This is a genomic window from Zestomonas ipomoeae (genome assembly GCF_057128665.1).
Genome location: NZ_JBSKHQ010000003.1, coordinates 188,064 through 213,714 on the forward strand (window position 1 = coordinate 188,064; position 25,651 = coordinate 213,714).

At 64.6% G+C, this 25,651-nt stretch carries 12 protein-coding genes and 2 pseudogenes; 9 read left to right on the top strand and 5 right to left on the bottom strand.

Annotated features, from left to right (window positions below; genetic code table 11):
• Positions 1–6: 6 nt before the first annotated feature.
• Complete coding sequence (gene aceF / locus ACWKV7_RS06520; RefSeq protein WP_483856844.1) at positions 7–1,632, top strand: dihydrolipoyllysine-residue acetyltransferase; 1,626 nt, start codon at positions 7–9, stop codon at positions 1,630–1,632.
• 521 nt (positions 1,633–2,153) lie between these two features.
• A complete protein-coding gene (locus ACWKV7_RS06525; protein WP_483856845.1) occupies positions 2,154–4,100 on the top strand; it encodes a M66 family metalloprotease in 1,947 nt (648 codons plus the stop codon).
• Positions 4,101–4,145: 45 nt separating this feature from the next.
• On the opposite strand, the gene ACWKV7_RS06530 is transcribed toward ACWKV7_RS06525, so the two are convergent.
• A complete protein-coding gene (locus tag ACWKV7_RS06530) occupies positions 4,146–4,667 on the bottom strand; it encodes a hypothetical protein (RefSeq protein ID WP_483856846.1) in 522 nt (173 codons plus the stop codon).
• 76 nt (positions 4,668–4,743) lie between these two features.
• Between ACWKV7_RS06530 and ACWKV7_RS06535 the strand changes: the two genes are divergently transcribed.
• On the top strand, positions 4,744–7,434 hold the full coding sequence (locus ACWKV7_RS06535) for a bifunctional diguanylate cyclase/phosphodiesterase (protein ID WP_483856847.1): 2,691 nt from the start codon (positions 4,744–4,746) through the stop codon (positions 7,432–7,434).
• 113 nt (positions 7,435–7,547) lie between these two features.
• On the top strand, positions 7,548–8,195 hold the full coding sequence (gene msrA / locus ACWKV7_RS06540) for a peptide-methionine (S)-S-oxide reductase MsrA (protein WP_483856848.1): 648 nt from the start codon (positions 7,548–7,550) through the stop codon (positions 8,193–8,195).
• Between the two features lie 291 nt (positions 8,196–8,486).
• Here msrA and ACWKV7_RS06545 read toward each other — a convergent pair whose 3' ends face one another.
• The 4 genes and pseudogenes from ACWKV7_RS06545 to ACWKV7_RS06560 form a co-directional block, all read right to left on the bottom strand.
• Positions 8,487–8,711, bottom strand: coding sequence for a hypothetical protein (locus ACWKV7_RS06545; RefSeq protein WP_483856849.1), 225 nt, complete (start codon positions 8,709–8,711; stop codon positions 8,487–8,489).
• 337 nt (positions 8,712–9,048) lie between these two features.
• Positions 9,049–10,152: pseudogene (locus tag ACWKV7_RS06550) on the bottom strand (RHS repeat-associated core domain-containing protein); the annotation flags it as partial.
• A gap of 201 nt (positions 10,153–10,353) precedes the next feature.
• Positions 10,354–13,257, bottom strand: a pseudogene (locus ACWKV7_RS06555) (hypothetical protein); the annotation flags it as partial.
• Between the two features lie 297 nt (positions 13,258–13,554).
• A complete protein-coding gene (locus ACWKV7_RS06560; RefSeq protein ID WP_483856850.1) occupies positions 13,555–14,391 on the bottom strand; it encodes a 23S rRNA (adenine(2030)-N(6))-methyltransferase RlmJ in 837 nt (278 codons plus the stop codon).
• Between the two features lie 1,256 nt (positions 14,392–15,647).
• Between ACWKV7_RS06560 and ACWKV7_RS06565 the strand changes: the two genes are divergently transcribed.
• The 5 genes from ACWKV7_RS06565 (at position 15,648) to ACWKV7_RS06585 (ending at position 25,649) form a co-directional block, all read left to right on the top strand.
• Positions 15,648–17,450, top strand: coding sequence for an acyl-CoA dehydrogenase (locus ACWKV7_RS06565; RefSeq protein ID WP_483856851.1), 1,803 nt, complete (start codon positions 15,648–15,650; stop codon positions 17,448–17,450).
• A 395-nt stretch (positions 17,451–17,845) separates the two neighbouring features.
• A complete protein-coding gene (locus tag ACWKV7_RS06570; protein ID WP_483856852.1) occupies positions 17,846–19,591 on the top strand; it encodes a potassium/proton antiporter in 1,746 nt (581 codons plus the stop codon).
• A 34-nt stretch (positions 19,592–19,625) separates the two neighbouring features.
• Positions 19,626–22,943, top strand: coding sequence for a mechanosensitive channel MscK (mscK, locus tag ACWKV7_RS06575; protein WP_483856853.1), 3,318 nt, complete (start codon positions 19,626–19,628; stop codon positions 22,941–22,943).
• A gap of 78 nt (positions 22,944–23,021) precedes the next feature.
• A complete protein-coding gene (gene selO / locus ACWKV7_RS06580; protein WP_483856854.1) occupies positions 23,022–24,482 on the top strand; it encodes a protein adenylyltransferase SelO in 1,461 nt (486 codons plus the stop codon).
• Positions 24,483–24,713: 231 nt separating this feature from the next.
• Positions 24,714–25,649, top strand: coding sequence for a lipase family alpha/beta hydrolase (locus tag ACWKV7_RS06585; protein ID WP_483856855.1), 936 nt, complete (start codon positions 24,714–24,716; stop codon positions 25,647–25,649).
• The last annotated feature ends 2 nt before the right edge of the window (positions 25,650–25,651 follow it).

The window sequence follows — 25,651 nt, forward strand, 5'->3', positions numbered from 1 at the left end:
CGCACTGTGAGCGAGATTATCCGCGTACCCGATATCGGCAACGGCGAAGGCGAAGTCATCGAGATCCTGGTGAAGGTGGGCGACCGCATCGAAGCCGACCAGAGCCTGGTGACCCTCGAATCCGACAAGGCCAGCATGGAAATCCCCGCGCCCAAGGCCGGCGTGGTCAAGAGCCTGAAAGTGAAGCTGGGCGACAACCTCAAGGAAGGCGACGAACTGCTGGAACTGGAAAGCGAAGGCGCCACTCCGGCCGCCGAAGCGCCCGCAGCCCCGGCTGCCGCCCCGCAGCCCACCCCGGTGCCTGACGAAACCGAAGCCAAGGCCCCGGCTGCCAGCGGCGAGAGCAGCAGCCAGGAAATCCGCGTGCCGGACATCGGCTCGGCGGGCAAGGCCAAGGTCATCGAAGTGCTGGTCAAGCCCGGTGACTCGGTCGAGGCCGACCAGTCGCTGATCACCCTGGAGTCGGACAAGGCGAGCATGGAAATCCCCTGCCCACAGGCCGGCGTGGTAGAAAGCATGACCGTCAAGCTGGACGACGAAGTCGGCACCGGCGACCTAATCCTGACCCTCAAGGTGGCGGGCGCCGCCCCGGCCGCGAAGCCGGCTCCGGCTGCCGCGGCACCCGCGCCGCAGGCCGACAAGCCAGCGGCAGCCGCCCCTGCCGCGCCAGCTGCCAAGGCCGAAACACCCACCCCGGTGGGCGCGCCCAGCCGTGACGGCGCCAAGGTGCACGCCGGCCCGGCCGTGCGCCTGACCGCCCGTGAGTTCGGCGTCGACCTCGCCGCCGTCACCGGCACCGGTCCGAAAGGCCGCATCCTCAAGGAAGACGTGCAAGCCTACGTCAAGGCGATGATGCAGAAAGCCAAGGAAGCGCCCGCCGGCGCGACCGGCGGCGCCGGCATCCCGCCGATCCCGGCGGTGGACTTCAGCAAGTTCGGCGACGTGGAAGAAGTGCCGATGACTCGCCTGATGCAGGTCGGCGCCGCCAACCTGCACCGCAGCTGGCTCAACGTGCCCCACGTAACCCAGTTCGACTCGGCCGACATCACCGAGCTGGAAGCCTTCCGCGTCGCGCAGAAGGCGGTGGCGGAGAAAGCCGGCGTCAAGCTGACCGTGCTGCCGCTGCTGCTCAAGGCCTGTGCCCACCTGCTCAAGGAGCTGCCGGACTTCAACAGTTCGCTGGCCCCGTCCGGCAAGGCGCTGATCCGCAAGAAGTACGTGCACATCGGCTTCGCCGTGGATACCCCGGATGGCCTGCTGGTCCCGGTGATCCGCGACGTCGACCAGAAGAGCCTGCTGCAACTGGCCGCCGAAGCCGCGGAGCTGGCCGAAAAGGCCCGCACCAAGAAGCTCTCCGCCGAAGCCATGCAGGGCGCCTGTTTCACCATCTCCAGCCTCGGCCACATTGGCGGCACCGGCTTCACGCCGATCGTCAACGCGCCGGAAGTGGCAATCCTCGGTGTGAGCAAGGCGACCATGCAGCCGGTCTGGGACGGCAAGGCCTTCCAGCCACGCCTGATGCTGCCGCTGTCGCTGTCCTACGACCACCGGGTGATCAACGGTGCCGCCGCGGCACGCTACACCAAGCGCCTCGGCGAACTGCTGGCGGATATTCGCACGCTGCTGCTGTAACCCACCGGGCAGCCCGGCTGCCCGGCCCCACTCTCCCTTCGAGCACGCCACGCTCGTACCTCGGCCCCGCCAATCGGCGGGGCTTTTTTTGGGATTCGGAAAACGACCGCCTTGATACCGCACTGAAAGCCTGCCAAGGGCCAGGCACAAGCTGGATCGAGAATGCTGGCAGGCATTGTCGATTTTCTGAACGGGACGCAACCCGTCCGTTGGCTTCGCTCCGCTCAACCACAACCTACAAGACGCAGGCGTAGGGGCGCTTTTCCCCGAAGCCCAACAGCGAGCCTCCTCGAAACGAAGAGGTCTGTACGCGCGTCGACCGACAGACCCAACGAACAAGCGACAACCTCGTCAGCCCAACGAGAAGCCGTGCCGAGGTGTGCAAAGAATCGTGCACGGCAGATCACTGTGAGCCGCCCCACAGCCCAGCCTTATAACCGAACGGCAGTGAGACGCGCTTAACCCAAACGCTGGCAACTTTACCCCTAGCATGCCGCCTTCCCATCGAGGCGAGGCGCGCCATGCGGCAACTGACCTGTTTGATACTCGCGACCCTGTTGCTCGGCGGCTGCTTCGACAGTGGTGGCGGTGGTGGCGGCAAGTCGTCTTCCGGCAGCAGCAGCACGTCTGGCAGCACCCCGGCGCCAGGCGGCACATCCGCCGGTGGCAGCGACAAGCCAGTGGTCGACGGCGGTAAACCACCCGCTTCGCAAGCGCGTTTGCTCGATGTGTACTTCGCCCAGACCCATGTGCTGCGACCGCTGGATCGCTTCTTCCGCCTGGTCGGCCAGCGCGACGCGCTGTACCTGGCGCGGGTGGAAAACGCCAGCCAGCCGCTGCGCATCGAAGTGCTGGACGAAGCCGGCGGCCTGCTCGGCAGCCGCACCCTCGCCCCGCCCGCACAATTGGACAAGACCGCCGGCAACGGTCCGGCACCCTTCACCCTCGCCCACAGCACCCGCTTGCCGGCCGCCTGGGTGCGGCCCGGCATGCAGGTCCGCCTGCTGCATGGCACCCAACTCCTCGGCCTGGAAAAGCCCAGTGTCGGCGCCGCCAACGTGATCACCTACTACAGCGTGCCCTTCGTGCTGTTCGGCCGCAGCCTGGCGAGCCTGCCCGCCGATGGCCTGGCGATGAGTGCCGAGCGGGTACGCGAATACGCCGCGCGCCTGCCGGTCAGCCGCTTCGACTATCGCGCCGCGCCACCCTTGCAGCTCGACCGGCTGATCCTGCGCCCCACCGGTAGCGCGCCCGGCGAGGCCCTGCCGGTCTGGCCCAGTTGCCCGGATACGCAAGGCCAGAGCCCGGTATGCGACGGCTACCGGGCCATGGGCGGCGTGCTCGACTATTTACACCTGCTGATGAACGCCAACGGCGAAGGCGACAGCGCCGACTATTACGGCCTGGTCTTCCATCCGCGCTACGCCGCGAACGGCTACAGCACCATCTGGGGCGGCCTAGGCGGCGGCAACGTCGGCACCGGTGACAACTGGGGCGATGTGATGATTCACGAGATCGGCCATGGCCACGGCCTGGGCCATGCCGGCGCGGACTACCAGTCGACCTTCGGCAGCGAGTTCAACAACCACTTCGTCGCCGGGGCCAAGCGCTTCCCCTATGCCGCCAGCCTGCCCGGCGACAGCGCCGACAACGGCAACGTCGGCGACACCTGGGGCTACGATCTGGAGCGCCGCGAGTTCATCCCGCCCTACCTCTACCAGGCCGACGGCTCGATCAAGCAGCACAAGCAGGACCCGATGCAGGGCGGCGCCGGCCACCGCGAAGCCGGTTATCTGTACTCGATGTTCGCCGACGCCAATGTCTCGCGCATCCAGACCCACCTGGAGGGCTACAGCAACCGCGCCGGCAAGATCCACTACGACGCCGCCAGCGGCAAGCTGCTGCGCTGGAACTACGGGCTCAGCCAATACGATCCGGTGCCCTATCCCCAACCCTGCGGACAGAAGCCCTATTGCTACGGGCCCGCCGGCTTGGGCGAACTGCCCATCGAGCACCAGCTACCTGTGCTGACGCTGTTCGGCTCGATCAGCCGCACCAGCCCGGCACTGACGCTGATCCACCCGCCCTATGCGCGCACCGGCAATCTGGTGCGCCTCTACGACCCGACCCTGGCCACCGACCAGCAAGAACTGCATGAGCAATACCGCTGGTACTGCGCCGCGTCGGGCTGCCAGTACGTGCTGCGCCTGAGCGAGCGGATCGGCGGCCAGTTGCGCCAGCGCCATATCCTGCTGCGCACCGGCTTCTTCGCCTGGCACCAATGGGAAAAAGACAGCCTCAAAGCCGGTGCCGACGACGCCAACAGCGCCGACAGCTTCACCCGCTGGGCAGTGAACGTTCGCCCGCAGGGCAGCCTGGAAAAGATCGAGGTGCTGTTCAAGGACCACGCCGAGAGAGGCATGACCGCTGGCGAGGGCCAGGTCGTGGCGAGCTGGGACAAGCCCTGAGGACGATAGGCAGGCGCCGCCAGGTGGCGCCTGCCCATGCCCCGGTCATCCCTTCTGCAGGTTGCGAATCAGGAAGCTCAGCGCCTTGGCCAGCTCGGCGGCGCCCTTGTGGTCACGCACAATGGTCAGCAAGGGGCTGCCGTCGGCCGGATTGAGCAGCACGCAGGTGGTGCCGGTCTGTGGGCATTCGTAGCGAATGAATGGATCGAGGCCGAACACCGACAGGCGCTGCTGGGTCACCCGCAGCTCGCCGCTCGACTCGCTGCGGGTCTGCTCGCGCACCAGCAGCTCACCGGACTTGCCGGCGCTCAGCTGGTAGCTCAGGTCCTTGCGCTCGCGCTCGCCCACCTGGTAGCCGGCGAGCAGCGCGTAGGTCTTCAGCAGGTCGTTGCTATGGGCGAGAAGCGCCGTGCGCTCGTTGTCGGTGAGGTAGAGCCGCTTGAGCTCCGCCAGATACCTGCCCTGCTCCGCGCCGCTCAATGCAGACTCGTCGGCCTGGGCCGGAGAAAGCGCGGCCAGTGCCGCGAGCAGCAACCCACTCAGTGTTCTTGTCAGTACTAGCCGCATGGTGCACCCTTGCCGAACGCGATAGTGAAATGGGCCGAGGCCCTACTCGGTCAGCATACTGGAAGCCAGTCGCCCAATGAAAAGCCATCCCGATGCTGCCAGCCGTTCGGCGGTCGAGGTTGTGACGCAGTTGCCAGTGCCCGCGCGGCTGGGCATGTTGCGTTTCGAGCGACTCAATGAGCCGAACTGGCCCCTGCTTTATCTGGATTCCGCCTGCGAACACCTCCTCGGCCTACCGGCCAGCGAGCTGTGCGCACTGATCACCTCCCCCTATGCCAGCCTGATGGAGCCGGAAGCACGCTACCGGCTGCACGATGCCATTCAGCTGCAACTCGCCGAAGCCACCCGCTACCAGATCGAATACCGCCTGCACGCGCCGGACGGACCGCTGCGCGTGCTCGAACTGGGCGAAGTGTTCCAGCAACACGGCCGCCAGTTGCTGCGCGGCTACCTGCTGCCCCTCGGCTCGGCAGTGGACGACGCCGAGCGAGCCCACCAGGACGAACTGGAAGCCCAGAACCAGCGCCTGAAGTCGTCCCTGGAGCTGTACCAGCGTGCCCAGGAAGACCACCTGCAACACCTGATCCGCTCGCGCGCCCAGCAAAGCCTGATCGTGCGCCTGGCACGGCACCGCTACAGCTCCAGCGACCCCCTGCAAGAGGCCGCCAAGCTGATCACCCAGGCCGCCTGCGAAGCCTACGAAGTCGCCCGCGCGGCAATCTGGGACCTGCGCGGCGAGCGCCTGGAGCCGGTGGCCCTGTATCGCCGCGATATCGACCAGCACGAGCACCCGCCGGCACTGGATGTCAGCCGCTACCCGCACTATCTGGACGCACTGAACAGCGGCCGCGCCATCGACGCCCACAATGCGCTGAGCGACCCGCGTACCAACGAGCTGGCCGACAGCTACCTCAAGCCGATGGGTATCAATGCCCTGCTCGACGCCAGCATTCGCATCGGCGGCGAAGTGGTCGGCGTGCTCTGCCTTGAACATGATGGGGCGCCACGGGTCTGGCAGACCGACGAAATCGCCTTCGCCGGCGAACTGGCCGACCAGTACGCCCAGGTGCTGATCAACCAGCAGCGGCGCGACGCCACCAGCGCCCTGCACCTGTTCCAACGCGCCGTCGAGCAGAGCGCCAGCGCCTTCATCCTGGTCGACCGCGACGGCTTGGTGGACTACGTCAATCCCAGCTTCACCGCCATCACCCTATACAGCGCCGACGAAGTGCGCGGCCGTCGCCTGGCCGAACTGCCGGCCCTGGAAAACCTCGGCGAACTGCTGTTCGATGCCCGCTCCAGCCTCAACGAGCGCAACAGCTGGCAGGGCGAATTCCGCAGCCGGCGCAAGAACCTCGACCCCTACTGGGGCCATCTGTCGCTGTCCAAGGTGTACAACGAGAGCGGCGAGCTGACCCACTACATCGGCATCTACGAGGACATCACCGAGAGCAAGCTGGCGCAACAGCACATCGAGCGCCTGGCCTATCACGACAATCTCACCGGCCTGGGCAATCGCCCGTACTTCATCCGCAGCCTGGAGCAGCGCTTCGCCAACAGCAGCGACAGGCCCGCCAGCCTGCTGCTGGTGGACATCGACAACTTCAAGCGCATCAACGACAGCCTTGGCCACCAGACCGGCGACAAGCTGCTGATGAGCCTGGCCCGCCGCCTGCGCAACAGCTTGAGCAAGAACGCCCTGCTGGCGCGCTTCGCCAGCAACGAATTCGCCGTGCTGCTCGATGGTGTCGATCTGGACGCCGGCCAGGTGATCGCCAGCCAGGTGCTGCACACCATCAACAAGCCGCTGTTCGTCGACAACCACCTGATCAACGTCACCGGCTCGGTGGGCCTGGCCTGCGCGCCGCGCCACGGCGAGGACTCGCCAACCCTGATGAAGCACGCCGGCCTGGCCCTGCACAAGGCCAAAGCCAACGGCAAGCACCAGGCCCAGGTCTTCACCGAAGCGCTGAATGCCGAGGCCAACTACAAGCTTTTCCTGGAAAACAACCTGCGCCGCGCCCTCACCCAGCACGAACTGGAAGTCTTCTACCAGCCCAAGCTGTGCCTGAAGACCGGCCAACTGCTCGGCCTGGAGGCTCTGCTGCGCTGGAATCATCCGGACAAGGGCATGATCAATCCGGACCAGTTCATCAGTGTCGCGGAAGAGACCGGCCTGATCATCCCCATCGGCAAATGGGTAGCCCGCCAGGCATGCCGCATGAGCATGCAGATGTCGGCGCTAGGGCTGGGCACCGTACAGGTGGCGATCAACCTGTCGCCCAAGCAGTTCTCCGACCCCGATCTGGTCGGCTCGATCGCCGCCATCCTGCACGAGGAACAACTGCCGCCCGGCCTGCTGGAACTGGAACTGACCGAAAGCCTGCTGCTGGAAGCCAGCGACGACACCCGCCGCCAGCTCAGCGACCTCAAGAGCCTCGGCCTGACCCTGGCGATGGACGACTTCGGCACCGGTTACTCGTCCCTCAGCTACCTGAAGAAATTCCCCATCGACGTGATCAAGATCGATCGCAGCTTCATCAAGGACATCCCCGACAGCCAGGACGACATGGAAATCACCTCGGCGGTGATCGCCATGGCCCACAACCTCAAGCTCAAGGTGGTCGCCGAAGGCATCGAGACCGCCGCCCAGCTCAGCTTCCTGCGCCGCCAGCGCTGCGACGTCGGCCAGGGCTACCTGTTCGACCGCCCGATCTCCGCCCGCATCCTGATCGACAGCCTGCGCCGCTACCCCTGCCGCCGCTGAATCTGTAGGGGCGAGTTCATTCGCCTATCGCGGCCCTGTACGAACCTCCACCACCGCCGTAACGTAGAGCCCAGCCAACGGTCTAGCCTGTAGCCACCCAAGGAGATTCCCCCATGGTCCTGCGCTCGCAAATCCTCGCTCACAAGCTGGAACTGCCCAGCCCCGAACAAGCCCTGCCCGGCCGCGACACCCCGATGCCGGTGCCCGAGGCCCACTACGTCAACGGCAACCCGCTGCAATCACCCTTCCCCGGCGGCCTGCAACAAGCCGTATTCGGTCTCGGCTGCTTCTGGGGCGCCGAGCGGCGCTTCTGGCAGCAGACCGGCGTCTGGACCACCGCCGCGGGCTACGCCGGCGGCTACACCCCCAACCCCACCTACGACGAAGTCTGCTCCGGCCTCACCGGCCACACAGAAGTGGTGCTGGTGGTGTTCGACCCCAAGCAGACCAGCTACGACGCACTGCTCAAAGTCTTCTGGGAAGCCCACAACCCCACCCAGGGCATGCGCCAGGGCAACGACACCGGCACCCAATACCGCTCCGCCATCTACTGCTTCGACGCCGACCAACGCGCCGCCGCAGAACGCAGCAAGGCCCTGTTCGAAGCGGAACTGGCCAAAGCCGGCCTCGGCCCCATCACCACCGAAATCGCCGACGCCCCGCCGTTCTACTACGCCGAGGCCTATCACCAGCAGTATCTAGCGAAGAATCCGGGTGGGTACTGCGGACTGGGCGGGACGGGGGTTTGTTTGCCGGAGTGATACGGAAAAACGGCGCCGGGCTGGATACCCCAGGGCGCCGTTGAGAGAGGCGGGGGGTGTTAGCCGAAGGCGTAGGTCAGTCGCCCCGTAGGTTGGGTTGAGCGAAGCGATACCCAACACGCAAAGCCACAGGCCAGTGCGTGTCGGAAAGATCGCACGGTGGGTATCGCAGGCTCAATCCACGAGCTGAACCTGTGTAAGGAGGGAAAACCCGCAAGGCGGTTTCCCATCGAATTCCCAGTCTGATAAACCAAGACAATCATCCCGCGCTTTGCACGGATGGCAGCACTTTTACTTGTTGTTTATCACAATCAAATCTGAAAAATCATCCTGCCAATATGCTAGCCGATCACGCAAATGAGCGTGATCAAAATTTTCCTCCCGCTCTATTCGATCAGCCAACTCCCGTAAAAAGTCCGAAGCTTTCCGAAGCTCATCCGTAGAAGCAACGAGAGAAACCTCGAGCATTTCCATTAGCACCTGTGAGCCATCCCGAGCATAACCATACATTTTCATGTCACTTACACTCCAAGGGAATACTGTCTTTCATGCATTGGTAATCATAAGGATTCTTAACGCAATACTCCTGCATGATTTCCTCATACGAAGGCCAGAAGAAGGGCAATCCCGGCCCTACTTTGAAGCCCTTCTTTCTTAAGTACTCCAAAACCTTTTTATTTTTTGTCATCTCCTTTGGGTCGGAGCCATGACTACCCGAACCATCCTTATTTATAACTACTTCAGGCTGACCTTTGGGCTGTACATGTGCATGTTGCTGCTGCCCCGGCACATGAGGGTTATCAATTCGAATAGTTGTTTGTGTGCCAGGCACCTGAGTTGGCTTTCCTGAATTAGCAAGTCCGAAAGGATCAATATATATAAGTGGATTGCCATCAACATACCCAAACGTATTCAACCCACCATTCAGCCCTATGGGGTCGCTTTCAATATACCGCCCAGTCTCCGGATCGTAATCCCTGAAGTAGTTGTAGTGCAGCCCAGTCTCCTGATCGAAGTACTGCCCCGGAAAGCGCAGGTTCATGGCCAGGGTGCCGGTCGCCTGCCCTACCCCGAACGCATCCGACTGCCATTGCCAGATGATTTGCTGGCCGTGGCTGGTCGCGACTCTCGGGGTGTTGAGGTGGTCGGCGTGCAGGTAGAACGGGGTGCTGCTGGCGATGGCGCCCTGGGCGTTGTAGGCCAGGGTCAGGCCGCCCAGGGGCAGGCTGTCCAGCCAGAGGTAGAACTGGGCCTTCTGCTTCTGGCCCTGGGCGTTGTACTGGGTCTCACCGAGCAGTTGGCCGTCCGGGCCGTAGAGGAAGGTGGTGGTGCCTTGCTCGGTGACCTTGTGGGTGCGCTGGCCGAGGGCGTTGTAGCGGAAGTCGGCGACGACTTTACCGGCCAGGGTGACGCGGCTTAGGCGGCCTTGTGCGTCATAGGCGAGCTGGCGGTCGGGGCGGTCCTGGGTCAGGTTGCCGGCAGCATCGCTGCTCACCGTTTGGCCATAGCGCTGGGTCAGGCGGTTGCTGTCACTGCCGTATTGGTAGCTGATGCTCTGGCTGCCGTCCGCAGTGGTGCGGGCCTGGTGGGTACGGTTGCCCACGGCATCGTAGGTGAGGGTCTGGGCCAGCGCGGCGCCTTTCTCTTCGGTGAGGCGGTCGAGGGCATCGTACTGGTAGTCGAGGGTACCCCAGCGACTGGTTTGCAGGCGGGTAATATTGCCGTTGGGGTCGTACTGGTACTGATCCTGCCAGGGGCCGACGCGCTGTTCGGTCAGGCGGTAGTTCTGGTCGTACTCGCGGCTGAGGTGGATGCCGTTGCCCCAGGTCAGGCTCTTTACCGGACCGAACGGCAGGTACTGGATACCGCTGGCCAGATCGCCACTGGCCTGCCCACTAATGCGCACGGCGCTGACCTGCCCGGCGGCGTTGCGGCTGTAGTGCAGGCTGAGGCCGTTCGGGTAGTCGAGGCGAGTCAGGTTGCCGGCCTCGTCGTAGGCAAAGGACAGGCTTTCGTAGCGATCCGAGCCGTTGACGTCCACCGAGCGTATTTGCTCGATCAATCGACCCTGAGCATCGTAACGGTAGCCGAGCACTCCGCTGGCATCCTGCACGGCGGTGAGCCGGCCGATGCCGTGGTTGCCGTTGCCGGTCATGTCGTAGTGGTATTGCACGTTGAGCGCCGGGCTGGCCGGGTAGCGCTTGGCGATGAGGCGATTGAGAGCATCGTACTGGTACTCGGTAACTACGCCGCGAGCATCGGTTTTCTTAGTGACGTTGCCAGCCGCGTCGTGCTCGAAGCGCGTGGTACCGCTATCCGGGCTGATCAGCTTGGTGAGGTTGCCAAGGCCGTCGTACTCGTAGCGGGTAGTAACGCCGCGTGGGTCCTTCACTTCGCTGAGCTGGCCGTTTGCCTCGTAGCGGTAGAGCGTCTCACCCTTCAGCGCGTCGACGTCCTTGTTGGGGCGGTCGAGGGCATCGAAAGCGGTGCTGCTGACGTTCTGCTTGGGATCGGTCAGGCCGATGCGGTTGCCATTGGCGTCGTAGCGGAAGTCGCGGGTGTGCCCGTTGCCGTCCAGGGTTTGCTTCACGCGGGACAGCGGGTCGTACAGGTGCGTCTGGGTGTAGCTGAGGCTGCCGCTGCTGTCGTAGACCCGCTCGGCACGGCGGTTGCCTTCGGTATCCAGTTCGTATTCGATGCGATCGCCGAGACCGTTCTCCAGGCCGATCAGGCGCTGGGCTGCGTCGTAACGATAGCTCACGGTGCTGCCGTTGGGCAGGATGCTGGCGATACGTAGGCCGTTGTTGTCGTAGCGGTGGGTGGTGGCCGCGCCGGCGACCGACTGGCTGAGCAGGCGGCCGCGTGGGTCGTAGCTGAACGAGGTTTCCACGCCATTGGCATCGATCATGCGCAGTGGACGGCCGTTCGGGTCGTACTGGGTGAATTGGGTGGTGTGACCCAAGGCGTTGGTGAGGCTCTTCAGGTCGCCCTTTGTCCATGAGGGGCCGCTGCTCTCGTAGTACTCGAGGCTGTACTCCAGGTTTCCAGCACGCGACACGGTGAGCAATTGCCCTCGGGCATTGTAGCTGTAACGCCGCTCACGAGCGGGCACACTGAAATCCGGCGCGGCGCTAAAGCCCTGGGCGCCATTGGGGTCCAGGGTGGCTTGCTGCACCATGGCACAGAGCACCGGCAACCCGGCCGGCGCGCATTGGGCGGCAGTACCGCTCACAGAAGGATCGGCGCCGCCATTGTAGATATAGGTAGTCAGCAGCTTGGGCGCGGCACGCTGGATCGGCTTGCGCAGAGAAGCATGCCATTGGGTACTGATCTTGCGTGCTCCGGCCGGTAGGGTCACACCGTTAGGAAGGTAATCCTTGCCATCAGAGCGGTTGACACCCTCGACCCGCACGGTTTCCAAACCGCGATCCAGATCATGCGCATACAGAGTCTTGTTGCCATTGAAATCGGCTTCCAACTTTTTAAGGCCCTTATCGTCGTATTCGATCTTTGACGAACTGGTGGCGCAACCACTGCCCGCAGGCTGGTTGACGCCTGTAGGCAGTTTGGTGCCGTCGGTGAGGGTCTTGTTGAAGTAGTGGGTGTATTGAGCGCCGAGGCTGTCTTTTACATAAGCGAAACTCGGATAAACCGTTATGGTGCGTTTGTTTGCCCCCAAGGCACCCTCGGTAGAAACGGCCCGGTTGCCGTTGTACTTGTAGGTACCGATGCGCTGTCCGTCACTGTCCACCTTGCCAGTCAGAAGCAGCGCCCCCGTGCTGCCGCTGCCGATATGTTCGGATTCGTTGTACAGATAGCCAACGCTGCCGCCATCAGCCCAGGTAACCCGCTTTAGCAGCCAGTAATCGACTTGGTCCTTATCGGCACCGTAGACGTAGCTGATCGCCTGGCCATCCGGCGGCGTAATGCGAATCAGGCGGCCATCACCATCGTATTCATAGAGCAGGCTTCGGCCCAGATGGTCAGTCTTACTGGTCAGCCCATGCGGGCCATAGCTGTACTTGAGATGCCCCCCGTGTGCGAACAGGGTGAGCTGCAGACGACCATCCGCCGAGAAGAATGAGCTGTCGCCTTCCGCATTGGTGAACTGCCAACTGGCACCGAAGAACTGCGCCGGGTCTACCTGTTGCAATTGATTACCGATGCCAATCGGGCCATCACCACGCAGTACAGGTCCGGAGCCAACAAAACGGTGGCGAACCCGTCCTAGCCATAGATAGACGATGCGTTCGCCACTGGTGTTAAGCAGTATTGGTTGGTGAAGAGTTGAATATTGCTGAGGACTGAAGGGGCTCGCAGGGTTAAGGCTATAACGGTTGCGAATCTTCACTGAAGCATTCGGCGCTAAATGATTAGCGCCAATTAGGCTCGAAGCCGGCACCTCATTGCCGGCAGGTACTTCCAAGAGGCGCTTAGGGAGATCAATTGTCCAACCTGAATATTGATTGAGGTAATAGCGTTCTATCTTCAGCAGGCCGTCGGCCGTGCTGTAATCCACTTCGTGTTCGAACTTATTGCCGGTGGCAATCTGAATCGGATTGCCCGTAGCTGGGCAGGATTCTTCCTCGATCAGTACACACTCCATGGTACGAATATCCGAGGGGTAGCCCTTCTGAACGGGGCTAAAAGGCTTAGGGCATTCCCATACAACCGTAGCCCGTATGCCGCTGTCATCAGCGGTGTAGGAATGGACGACACCATCCATCCCCCTGCTTTGGCTATAGCGCTCACGTGATAAGGAGTAATGCAGAGGCTCGCCATTGATGCGGATAGCCCCCTCAGGAGTAACCGTTGAAACTTTGAACCAGGAGCAACTGTAGATTGGTTTCTGAATACAGGTTTGGAAGTCCACCTCATAAGCATTATTAAGATTGGCAATAAGGCCATCGAGAGATGGGTTGCTAATAGCTGATCCATACAGAACGTAACTGACGATAGGTTTTGTCTTGACCTCTGCCGCCAATAGCGAGCCAGTGCAGGTCGTGAGCAAGAGGCCCAGCAGCATGGCCGAGCGATAGATAAAACGAGTGGAGAGCGGCATCTTTCAAATCCCTTTGAGGTGGGGCGCGAATCATAATGAGCGCGCTCAGTAGGTGGCAGGGTGCGCACGGAGTTGCCGATCGACATGTGACGCATATCACACAAAACAACTCTATGCCTCTCGGACTATTAGCCCAGCCAGCGCCGTCAGTGTGTTCTCGGCCGTTATCCCTGCCTTTTGCCGAGCGCCTGGTCAGCAAGCCCGTTGGGATGGGATGCGTCCTGGCTGCGTTCCCACACACCAGTAGCAGCCCAGGCGAATGAATTCGCCCCTACAGGCAGACGCCACTATTTCCTGCTACTCCTCGATCAACCAATCCAACTGCCAACTCCCCTTGCTCTGCTGCAGCGTCTCGCTCAGCCAGGGCAGCAGTTCCTTAAGTTCCTCTTCCAGCCCCCACGGCGGGTTGGCGATGGCCAGGCCGGAGCCGTTGAGGCCGAGGGTGTTGTCGGCGGTGTGCACCATGAGTTCGGCGCGCAGTAGTTTGGGGGCGCCGGTCTTGGCGAGGTCCTGGTAGAAGCGTTTGAGCTGGCGCTGGTCCTTGATCGGGTACCAGGTGGCGACCACGGTCTGGCGCATGCGGGCGATGGCTTCCTGCATGGCCTGGGCGCAGCGTTGCAATTCGTCGGTTTGCTCGAAGGGTGGGTCGATCAGCAACAGGGCGCGCTTTTCCTTGGCCGGCAGCAGGGCGCGGGGGACGTGCCAGCCTTCGCCGAGGTGCACGGCGACGCGACGGTCGCCGGCCATGTTGTCCTTGAGCAGGCGGCCGTCTTCCGGGTGTTTTTCGTTGAGGTGCAGGCGGTCCTGCGGGCGGGTCAGGCGGCGGGCCAGTTCCGGCGAGCCGGGGTAGTAGCGCAGCTGGCCGTCGGGATTGAGGTCGTGGATGACTCGCAGGTAGTCGGCCGTGGTGGCCGGGGCGTCGGCCAGGTTCCACAGCCGGGCGATGCCGTCCTGCCATTCGCCGGTGCGGCTAGCCTGGTCGCCGTGCAGGTCGTAGAGGCCGATGCCGGCGTGGCTGTCCAGGTAGGCGAAGGGAGCCTCCTTTTTCGACAGCAGGGAGATCAGCCGGGCCAGGGTCAGGTGTTTGAAGACGTCGGCGTGGTTGCCGGCGTGGAAGGCATGGCGGTAGTTCATGGCAGGGTCCTCGCAAGGACGCGGATTCTAACAGGGCTGCCAGGTAGGGATTTGTTCTTGACGAGGCGGCTGGTGGTTTTCGCCTCCTTTGCGATTGACCAAGGCGCCGCGCCGCCCGCCCCTGGGCCCCGGCCTTCGCCGGGGAGACGGGGATAGAGGGACCGGCAAGCGGGAGACTCCACGCAGCCTGTGCGGTCCGAGCAAGCCGTGCCGCGAGATGCCATCAGACTACGCCGCTGCCATACCGGTGCGCGGCGATGTTCTTTTGGCGAGGGCTTGGGGGCAGTGGCGATTGGCCAATGCATCGGGCCGCCTGCCCCTGGGCCCCGGCCTTCGCCGGGGAGACGGGGATAGAAGGACCGGCAAGCGGGAGGCTCCACGCAGCCTGTGCGGTCCGGGCAAGCCGTGCCGCGATATTCCATCAGCCTGCGCCGCTGCCATACCGGTGCGCGGCGATGTTCTTTTGGCGAGGGCTTGGGGGCAGTGGCGATTGGCCAATGTATCGCGCCGCCTGCCCCTGGGCCTCGGCCTTCGCCGGGGAGACGGGGATGGAAGCACCGGCAAACGAGAGACTCCGTGCTGCCTGTGCTCGGGGCAAGCCGTGTCGCGAGATGCCATCAAACTGCGCCGCTGCCATACGGGTGCGGGGCGATGTTCTTTTGGCGAGGGCTTGGGGGCAGTGGTGATTGGCCAATGTATCGCGCCGCCTGCCCCTGGGCCCCGGCCTTCGCCGGGGAGACGGGGATGGAAGGACCGGCAAGCGGGAGGCTCCACGCAGCCTGTGCGGTCCGGGCAAGCCGTGCCGCGATATTCCATCAGCCTGCGCCGCTGCCATACCGGTGCGCGGCGATGTTCTTTTGGCGAGGGCTTGGGGGCAGTGGCGATTGGCCAATGTATCGCGCCGCCTGCCCCTGGGCCTCGGCCTTTGCCGGGGAGACGGGGATGGAAGGACCGGCAAGCGAGAGGCTCCGTGCTGCCTGTGCGCTCGGGGCAAGCCGTGTCGCGAGATGCCATCAAACTGCGCCGCTGCCATACAGGTGCGGGGCGATGTTCTTTTGGCGAGGGTTTGGAAGCAGTGGCGATTGACCGGGGCATAGCGCCGCCTGCCCTGGGCCCCGGCCTTCGCCGGGGAGACGGGCTGACAGTGAGGCTTGCCGGCATTAACAGCGGCACAGGCGGTTGCATCACGCGCATGGATAGTGCTGGGCCCATGCATGGGGTCGACCTAGACTGCTCCGATCAACAGGAGGTATGTCATGTCCGAGACCCTGCTCAGTTCCCGCAACCTGGCGTTCGAGCTTTATGAAGTGCTGGATGCCGAGGCCCTGACCCGCCGCGAGCGTTTCGCCGAGCACAGCCGCGAGACCTTCGATGCCGCCTTGGGCACCGCTCGCAGCATTGCCGAGGCGCTGTTCGCTCCGCACAACCGAAAGAACGACGAGCATGAGCCGCAGTACGTGAACGGCGCCGCCGAGCTGATCCCGGAAGTAGCCCCGGCGCTGAAAGCCTTCCATGAGGCGGGCTTTCTCAATGCCACCCGCGACTTCGAGGTCGGCGGCATGCAGTTGCCGAACCTGCTGTCCCAGGCGTGTTTCGCCCACTTCCAGTCGGCCAACTGCGCCACCAGCTCCTATTCGATGCTGACCATGGGCGTGGCCAACCTGATCGAGGCCTTCGGCAGCGAGGAGCAGAAGGCGCGCTTCCTGCAACCGATCATCGACGGGCGCTTCTTCGGCACCATGGCGCTGACCGAGCCGCATGCCGGCTCGTCGCTGTCGGACATTCGCACCAAGGCCGAACCGGCCGCCGACGGCAGCTATCGCATCAAGGGCAACAAGATCTTCATCTCCGGCGGCGACCAGCCGATCTCCGAGAACATCGTGCACATGGTGCTGGCCAAGCTGCCGGATGCGCCGCCTGGGGTGAAGGGCATCAGCCTGTTCATCGTGCCGAAGTTCCTGGTCAACGAGGACGGCAGCCTGGGCCAGCGCAACGATGTGACCCTGGCCGGGCTGTTCCACAAGATGGGCTGGCGCGGCACCACCTCCACCGCACTGAACTTCGGCGATAACGGCGAGTGCGTCGGCTATCTGGTGGGCAAGCCGCACCACGGCCTGTCGTACATGTTCCAGATGATGAACGAGGCGCGCATCGGCGTCGGCATGGGCGCGATCATGCTCGGCTATGCCGGCTACCTCTACTCGCTGGACTACGCCCGCCAGCGGCCGCAGGGCCGTCATCCGGACGGCAAGGACCCGACCAGCCCGCAGGTCGCCATCATCGAGCATGCCGACGTGCGGCGCATGCTGCTGACTCAGAAGGCCTACGTGGAAGGCGCCTTCGACCTCGGCCTGTATGCTGCGCGGCTGTTCGACGATACCCACACCCTGGAGACCGAGGCCGAGCGCAAGAAGGCCCTGGAGTTGCTCGACCTGCTGACGCCGATCGTCAAATCGTGGCCCTCGGAGTTCTGCCTGAAGGCCAATGAACTGGCCATTCAGATCCTCGGCGGCCACGGCTACACCCGCGAGTACCCGGTGGAGCAGTACTACCGCGACAACCGGCTGAACCCGATCCACGAGGGTACCCACGGCATCCAGTCGCTGGACCTGCTCGGCCGCAAGGTGTCGATGAACGGCGGTGCCGCGCTCAAGCAGCTGACTGCGCTGATCCAGGACACCTGCCAGCGCGCCGAGGCCTTTGCCTCGCTCAATGCCCTGCGCCAGCCGCTGGAGCAACTGGTGGCGCGTCTCGGTGCGGTGACCCTGGCCCTGCTCGGCGACCTGATGGCGGGCAAGGTCAACCAGGGGCTGGCCAACTCGGCGCTGTATCTGAAGGTCTTCGGCCATGCGGTGATTGGCTGGCGCTGGCTGGAGCAGGCGATTCGCGCCGAACAGGGGCTGGCCACGGGCAGCGAGGCGGATACCGACTTCTATAAAGGCAAGCTACAGGCCGCGCGCTACTTCCTCACCTGGGAAGTGCCAGGCTGCCACCATGAGCTGGCCCTGCTGGAAGCCCGCGACCCGACCTGCCTGGACATGCGCGAAGGCTGGTTCTAACGACCGAAACCGCCCCGTAGGACCGGCCTTGCGCGGCCTCCGTTGGGCTTCGTCGCTTTGCCCCTCAACCGCAACCTACTGGGTGTTGAGGTGAATCGCGCAGGTGGGCGAAACCGGAGTAGGTTGGCGTTGAGCGCAGCGAAGCCCAACAAGGGCGCGCAGGCCGCGTAGGACCGGCCTTGCGCGGCCTCCCGTTGGGCTTCGTCGCTTTGCTCCTCAACCGCAACCTACAGGGTGTTGAAGTGAACCGCGCAGGTGGGCAAGCCAGCGCCCTCGTCGAAACACCCAGTCCAGCCGCCTCATCGTCCCGCATCACCCTTGCAGCCCCGCGACCGCCCCGTCAGAATCCGGGCATCGGCCTGCATTCGCGGCCGCGCCGTTCGGAGCCCGCCCCCTTGGATGCCAGCACCATCAACAGCCTGTTTCTGATCGGCGCGTTACTGGTGGGCGCGAGCATTCTGGTGAGTTCCCTCAGCACCCGGCTGGGCATTCCCATCCTGGTAATTTTCCTCGGCGTCGGCATGCTGGCTGGCGTCGACGGCCCCGGCGGCATCGTCTTCGACAACTACCCGATGGCCTACCTGGTGGGCAACCTGGCGCTAGCGGTGATCCTGCTGGACGGTGGCCTGCGCACGCGGGTGGCGAGCTTCCGCGTGGCGCTGTGGCCGGCATTGTCGCTGGCCACCGTGGGTGTGGTGGTCACCGCAGGGCTGACCGGCCTGGCCGCCGCCTGGCTGTTCAAGCTGCATTGGCTGGAAGGGCTGCTGATCGGTGCCATCGTCGGCTCCACCGATGCCGCGGCGGTGTTCAACCTGCTCGGCGGGCGCGGTCTCAACGAGCGGGTCAGCGCCACTCTGGAGATCGAATCGGGCAGCAACGACCCGATGGCGGTATTCCTCACCGTGACCCTGATCGCCATGCTGGCCAGCGGCGAGAGCCATTTCAGCTTCGGCTTCCTCGGACAACTGCTGCAGCAATTCGGCATCGGCGCGCTGTTCGGCCTCGGCGGCGGCTGGTTGCTGCTGACCCTGATCAACCGCCTGAGCCTGGCCAACGGCCTCTATCCGCTGCTGGTGGTCAGCGGCGGCCTGGCACTGTTCGCCTTGACCAACGCCGTCGGCGGCAGCGGCTTCCTCGCCATCTATCTTTGCGGCCTGCTGCTGGGCAACCGGCCGATCCGTTCGCGCCACGGTATTTTGCACATGCTCGACGGCCTCGCCTGGCTGTCGCAGATCGGCATGTTCCTGGTGCTGGGCCTGCTGGTGACGCCGCATCAGTTGCTGCCCATCGCCGTGCCTGCCCTCGGCCTGGCGCTATGGATGATCCTGTTCGCCCGGCCGCTGTCGGTATTCCTCGGCCTGCTGCCGTTTCGCGCGTTCCATGATCGCGAGAAGGTGTTCATCGCCTGGGTCGGCCTGCGCGGCGCGGTGCCGATCATCCTCGCGGTGTTTCCGATGATGGCCGGGCTGCCGAATGCCCAGCTGTTCTTCAACGTGGCGTTCTTCATCGTGCTGGTATCCCTGCTGCTGCAGGGCGCCAGCCTGCCCTGGTTCGCCCAGCGCCTGCGGGTGACGGTGCCGCCGGAGCCCGCGCCGATTTCCCGCGCCGGCCTGGAAGTCCATCCAACCAGCGAATGGGAGCTGTTCATCTACCGCCTCGGCGCCGAGAAGTGGTGCATCGGTGCCGCCTTGCGCGAGCTGAAGATGCCCGACGGCACGCGCATCGCCGCGCTGTTCCGCGGCCGCGAGCTGCTCCACCCGTCGGGCAGCACGCGCCTGCTGGCCGGCGACCTGCTCTGCGTGATCGGCCACGAGCACGACCTGTCGGCCCTCGGCAAGCTGTTTAGCCAGGCGCCGAAGCGCACCCAGGACCTGCGCTTCTTCGGCGACTTCGTGCTGGAGGGCGATGCCGAGCTGAGCGCGGTGACCGCGCTCTACGGCCTCAAGCTGGACGGTGTCGACGGCAGCCAGCCGCTGGGCCGCTTCATCGCCCGAGAGATCGGCGGCGAGCCGGTGGTCGGCGACCAGGTGGAGTGGAACGGCCTGACCTGGACGGTGGCACTGATGGAGGGCAACAAGATTCGCAAGGTCGGCGTCAAATTTCCCGAAGGCGGTCGCCCGGGGCCCGGCCTGTTCCTCTAAACTTGCAGGCCTTTGTAGCCGCCGATTCGCCACCATGCCCTCACTGCGTCGTCTGCTTGCCTGTGCCCTGCTGGGCCTGTGCCTGATATCCACTTCATCGCATGCCGAGCTGCCCACCGCCGCCGCGGTGCAGCGCACCTTGGAGCAGTTGCCCGAGCGCAAGCTGCCCGAGGCCGAGTACGCCGCCCTGCAGCAAACCCTCGAGCAGACCCTCGCCCAGCTCGCCGACAAAGCCGACAGCGAGAGGCGCCTGGCCGCGCTCAAGCGGCAGCTCGACGAAGCGCCCAAGCTGATCGCCGACAACCAGCGCGAGCTGGCCCGCCTGAAAGCGACCAAGCCCATCCCGGTGGACCAGCGCTATGCCAGCGCCACGGTGCCGCAGCTGGAGCAGCAGCTCGCCGAGCGCGGCAACCAGTTGGCCGAAGCGCAGAAGGCGCTGGGCCAGGCCAACAGCCTGGTCATTACCGCACAGACCCGCCCGGAGCGGGCGCAGGCGGAGATCAGCAGCAACCAGGTCCGCATCCAGCAGATCAACGGCATCCTCAAGTCCGGCCGCGAAAACGGCCGGCCGCTGAGCCGCGAGCGCAGCGAACGGCTCGAAGCCGAACTGGCCGCGCTCAACACCAAGACCCAGCTGCGCCGCCAGGAACTGGCCGGCAACAGCGTGTTGCAGGACCTCGGCAACAGCCAGCGCGACCTGCTGGTGGAGCGCATCGGCCGCCTGGAACAGGAAAGCTTCGACCTGCAGTCGTTGATCAACGACAAGCGCCGCGCGCTGTCCGAGCAGACCGTCGCCGAGCTGTCCCTGGAAGCGCAGAAGGCCGGCTCGGACACCCTGCTGGCGAAGGAAAGCGCCGCCAACCTCAAGCTGTCCGACTATCTGCTGCGCACCACCGAGCGGCTCAACCAGGTGACCCGGCAGAACCTGCAGACCAAGCAGCAGCTCGACACCCTCAGCCAGAGCGAACAGGGCCTGGAGGAGCAGATCAGCGTGCTCGAAGGCAGCCTGCTGCTGTCGAAGATCCTCTACCAGCAGAAGCAGGCGCTGCCGCAGATCAGCCTGGACGGCAACCTGGCCAACCAGATCGCCGATCTGCGCCTCTACCAGTTCGAGCTGAACCAGCAGCGCGACCAGCTGGGCAGCCCGGCAGCCTACGTCGAGCGCCTGCTCGCCGGGCAGCCCGCCGATGAAGTCACCCCGGCACTGCGCCGCGCCCTGCTGGAACTGGCGGTGACCCGCAGCGAGTTGCTGGAGCGCCTGAGCCGTGAGCTGAGCGCACTGCTCAACGAGTCCATCACCCTGCAGCTGAACCAGAAGCAGTTGCACAACACCGCCCAGGCCCTGCGCTCCACGCTGGACGGGCAGATGTTCTGGGTGCCGAGCAACAAGCCGCTGGACCTGGCCTGGTTCAAGAGCGTGCCGCTGCTGCTGGAGCGCCAGCTGGTCGCAGTGCCCTGGGGCTCGGTGGTCAGCGAGCTGGGCGCCGGCCTGACCGACCGGCCGCTGCTGTTCCTGCCGCTGTTGCTGCTGATCGGCGCGCTGCTGTGGAAACGCAGCTTCCTCTACGACAAGCTCAACGCCCTGCACCGGGATATCGGCCACTTCAAACGCGACAGCCAGCTGCACACACCGCTGGCCTTGCTGCTGAACCTGCTGCTGGCGGTGCCCGGCGCGCTGTTCCTGGTGCTCTGCGGCTACGCCCTGCAGATGGACGCCCGTGGGCAGAACGCCAGCCTCGGCTCGGCGCTGTTCGAAATGGCCCAGGCCTGGCTGATGTTCTACACCGCCTACCGCATCCTCTCGCCCGGCGGCGTGGCCGAGCTGCATTTCCGCTGGGCCAGGCCGCAGGTGGCCTTCCTGCACAAGCAACTGCGTCGCCTCGGCCTGGTAGTGATCGCCCTGGTGGCGGTGGTGGCCATCGCCGAACACCAGCCGGGCGCGTTGGCCGAGGATGTCATCGGCATCGCCGTGGTGCTGAGCTGCTACGCGCTGATGACCTGGCTGCTGACCAAGTTGCTGCTGCGCGGACCGGCCAGCGACAACGCGCCACCACTGCGACTGATGATCGGCCTGCTGTTCGCGCTGCTGCCGCTGGTGCTGATCGTCGCCGTCGGCTTCGGCTACTACTATACGGCGCTCAAGCTCAGCGACCGGCTGATCGACACCCTCTACCTACTGATGCTCTGGGTGGTGATCGAGGCCACCTTCGTACGCGGCCTCGGGGTCGCCGCCCGACGCCTGGCCTACCAGCGGGTCCTGGCCAAGCGCCAGGCGCAACCGAAGGACGGCGACGAGAGCGAGAGCGTGGTCGAGGCGCCGACCCTGGACATCGAGCAGGTCAACCAGCAGTCGCTGCGGCTGATCCGCCTGGCGTTGTTCGGCCTGTTCCTCGGCGCGCTGTACTGGGTCTGGGCGGACCTGATCAGCGTGGTGTCTTACCTCGATAACGTCACCCTCTACGAATTCACCAGCGGTACCGGCGATGCCGCCAGCCTGCAGCCGATCAGCCTGCTCGACGTGCTCGGCGCGCTGCTGATCGCCGGCATCACCATCGTGCTGGCACGCAACCTGCCGGGCCTGCTGGAGGTGCTGGTGCTGTCGCGCCTGTCCCTGGCCCAGGGCAGTGCCTACGCCACCACCACCCTGCTGTCCTATGCCATCGTCGGTATCGGCTTCGTCTCCACGCTGTCGACCCTCGGGGTCAGCTGGGACAAGTTGCAGTGGCTGGTGGCGGCACTCTCGGTGGGCCTGGGCTTCGGCCTGCAGGAAATCTTCGCCAACTTCGTCTCCGGCCTGATCATCCTGTTCGAGCGGCCGGTACGCATCGGCGACGTGGTGACCATTGGCAACCTGTCCGGCTCGGTCAGCCGCATCCGCATCCGCGCCACCACCATCACCGACTTCGACCACAAGGAAATCATCGTGCCGAACAAGACCTTCATCACCGGGCAACTGGTGAACTGGTCGCTGACCGACACGGTGACGAGGGTGACCATCAAGATCGGCGTTGGCTACGGCTCCGACCTGGACAAGGTGCGCGAACTGATGATGCAGGCCGCCACCAACAACCCGCGCGTGCTCAAGGACCCGGAGCCGATCGTGTACTTCCTCAACTTCGGCGAAAGCACCCTCGACCACGAGCTGCGCCTGCACGTGCGTCAGCTCGGCGACCGCAATCCGGCGATCGACGAGATCAACCGCTTCATCGACCGCGAGTTCAAGGCCCACGGCATCAACATCGCCTTCCGCCAGTTGGACGTGTACGTGAAGAACCTGGATGGCAAGGAACTGCACCTGGTGCCGGGGGGCTCCGAGGCCGGCCCGCCGGGGGCGGCGACCCCGGAAGCCTGACGCCAGGGAGAAATCCTGTGGCCTACCACTCCAAAGCAATTCCCAGCACAATGCTCGGAATTGCTCTGGAGCCTGCCGTTGAACAGCCTTACCGAACTGACCTTCGACAACCGCTTCGCCCGCCTGGGCGACGACTTCTCTACCGCGGTACTGCCCGAGCCGATTGCCGAGCCGCGGCTGGTGGTGGCCAGCCCGGCGGCCATGGCGCTGATCGACCTGGACCCGGCCGAAGCGAACAGCGAGGTGTTCGCCCAACTGTTCGCCGGCCACAAGCTGTGGGCCGATGCCGAGCCACGGGCAATGGTCTATTCGGGGCACCAGTTCGGCGTCTACAACCCACGCCTGGGCGACGGCCGCGGCCTGCTGCTGGGCGAAGTGGTCAATTCGCGCGGCGAGCATTGGGACCTGCACCTGAAGGGCGCCGGGCAGACGCCCTACTCGCGCATGGGCGATGGCCGCGCGGTGCTGCGCAGCTCGATCCGCGAGTTCCTTGCCAGCGAACACCTGCCGGCCCTCGGCATCCCCAGCAGCCGCGCCTTGTGCGTCACCACCTCGGATACCCCGGTGTGGCGCGAGAAGCAGGAACGCGCCGCCATGCTGCTGCGCCTGGCACCCAGCCATGTGCGTTTCGGCCATTTCGAGTACTTCTATTACACCCAGCAACACGAGCAGTTGAAGCGGCTCGGCGAGCATGTGCTGAGCGCCCACTTCCCCGGCTGCCAGGAACAGCCGGAGCCCTACGCGGCGATGTTCCGCGACGTGGTCGAGCGCAACGCGGAGCTGATCGCCCGCTGGCAGGCCTATGGCTTCTGCCACGGGGTGATGAACACCGACAACATGTCGATCCTCGGCATCACTTTCGACTATGGCCCCTACGCCTTCCTCGACGACTTCAATGCCAACTTCATCTGCAACCACTCGGATGACAGCGGTCGCTACTCCTTCAGCAACCAGGTGCCCATCGCCCACTGGAACCTGGCAGCGCTGGCCCAGGCGCTGACGCCATTCGTCGCGGTGGAAACGCTGCGCGAGCTACTCGGTTTGTTCCTGCCGCTGTACCAGGCGCAGTACCTCGACCTGATGCGTCGCCGGCTGGGCTTCGGCAGCGCCGCAGACGGCGACGAGGCGCTGGTCGAGCGCCTGCTGCAGCTCATGCAGGGCGGCGCGGTGGACTACAGCCGCTTCTTCCGCGAACTGGGCGACAGCGCGCCCGAGCAGTCCCTGGCGCGCCTGCGGGAGGACTTCGTCGACCTGGCCGGCTTCGACGCCTGGGCCGCCGAATACCGCGCCCGCTGCGAACGCGAGGGTGGCAGCCAGGACGAGCGACGCACGCGCATGCAGGCGGTCAATCCCAAGTACATCCTGCGCAATTACCTGGCCCAGCAGGCCATCGAGGCTGCCGAGCAAGGCGACTACAGCGAAGTGCGCCGCCTGCACACCGTGCTCGGCCGGCCGTTCGATGAACAACCGGGCATGGAGCGCTATGCCGAGCGCCCGCCGGAATGGGGCAAGCACCTGGAAATCAGCTGCTCGTCATAGAAGCAACTGCAAGCTGCGAGCTTCAAACGGAAAGCGAGCGCCCCCGTCCTCGCTTTTCTCCCCCATTTAGGTGAAATACAAGCCGCGCCGCAGTTCATAGAATCCCCACAGCCGTGCTGGCGGATTGCGCGTCCCGCTTTGCCGCCGTCAGCCTGCTGCCCGGCGCCCGCGCAGTTGGCGGTCGCCCACGCCACAGCAGTACAACAAAAACAACAGCCACGGGACATTCACATGCATAAGACCCTTCGCGCCGCCCTCGGCGGCTTACTCCTGAGCCTGTTCACCCTCACCTGTCAGGCTGGCTACACCAAACACCCGGTGGTGTTGGTCCCCGGCATCTTCGCCTTCGACAACATCGCCTTCATCGATTACTGGTACCAGATCCCCTCGGCGCTGCAGTCCCAGGGCACCGAGGTCTACGTGCCGAAGATCAATGCCTTCGATAACTCGGTGAATCGCGGCAACCAGTTGATCCGGCAGTTGGAGAGCATCAAGGCCGCCTCCCTCGGGCGCATCCAGAAGTTCAACCTGATCGGCCACAGCCAGGGCGGCGTCACCTCGCGCTACGTGATGAACGTGCGTCCCGACCTGGTGGCCTCGGTGACCACCATGTCCACCCCGCACACCGGCTCGCCGCTGGCGGACCTAGTGACCACCAATGCACCGCCCGGGTCGATCCAGGGCGTGGCTTTCGAGGTGTTCGCCAATACCGTGGGCAACCTGGTGAACTTCTTCTCCAGCAACAAGGCCAGCCAGTCGGACATCTTCGCCATGCTCGGCGAGTTCAACAAACAGGGCTCGGCCGCGTTCAACGCCCAGTTCCCCGCCGGCGTGCCCACCCAGTACTGCGGCAGCGGCCCGGCCAGCGTGAGCATCGACGGCAAGAACATCCGCCTGTACTCCTGGGGCGGCGGCTCGCCGTTCACCCATATGCTCGACCCCTCCGACTATCTCTTCGCCACCACCAGCCTGGCATTCGGCGGCCAGGCCAATGACGGTGTCACCGGGGTCTGCGCCAACCACTTCGGCCAGGTAATCCAGGACAGCTATCGCATGAACCACATCGACATCAATAACCACGTACTCGGCCTGGTGTCCTGGTTCGAAAGCAACCCCAAGACCCTGTTCAAGAACCACGCCACGCGCCTCAAGCAAGCCGGCCTCTGAAG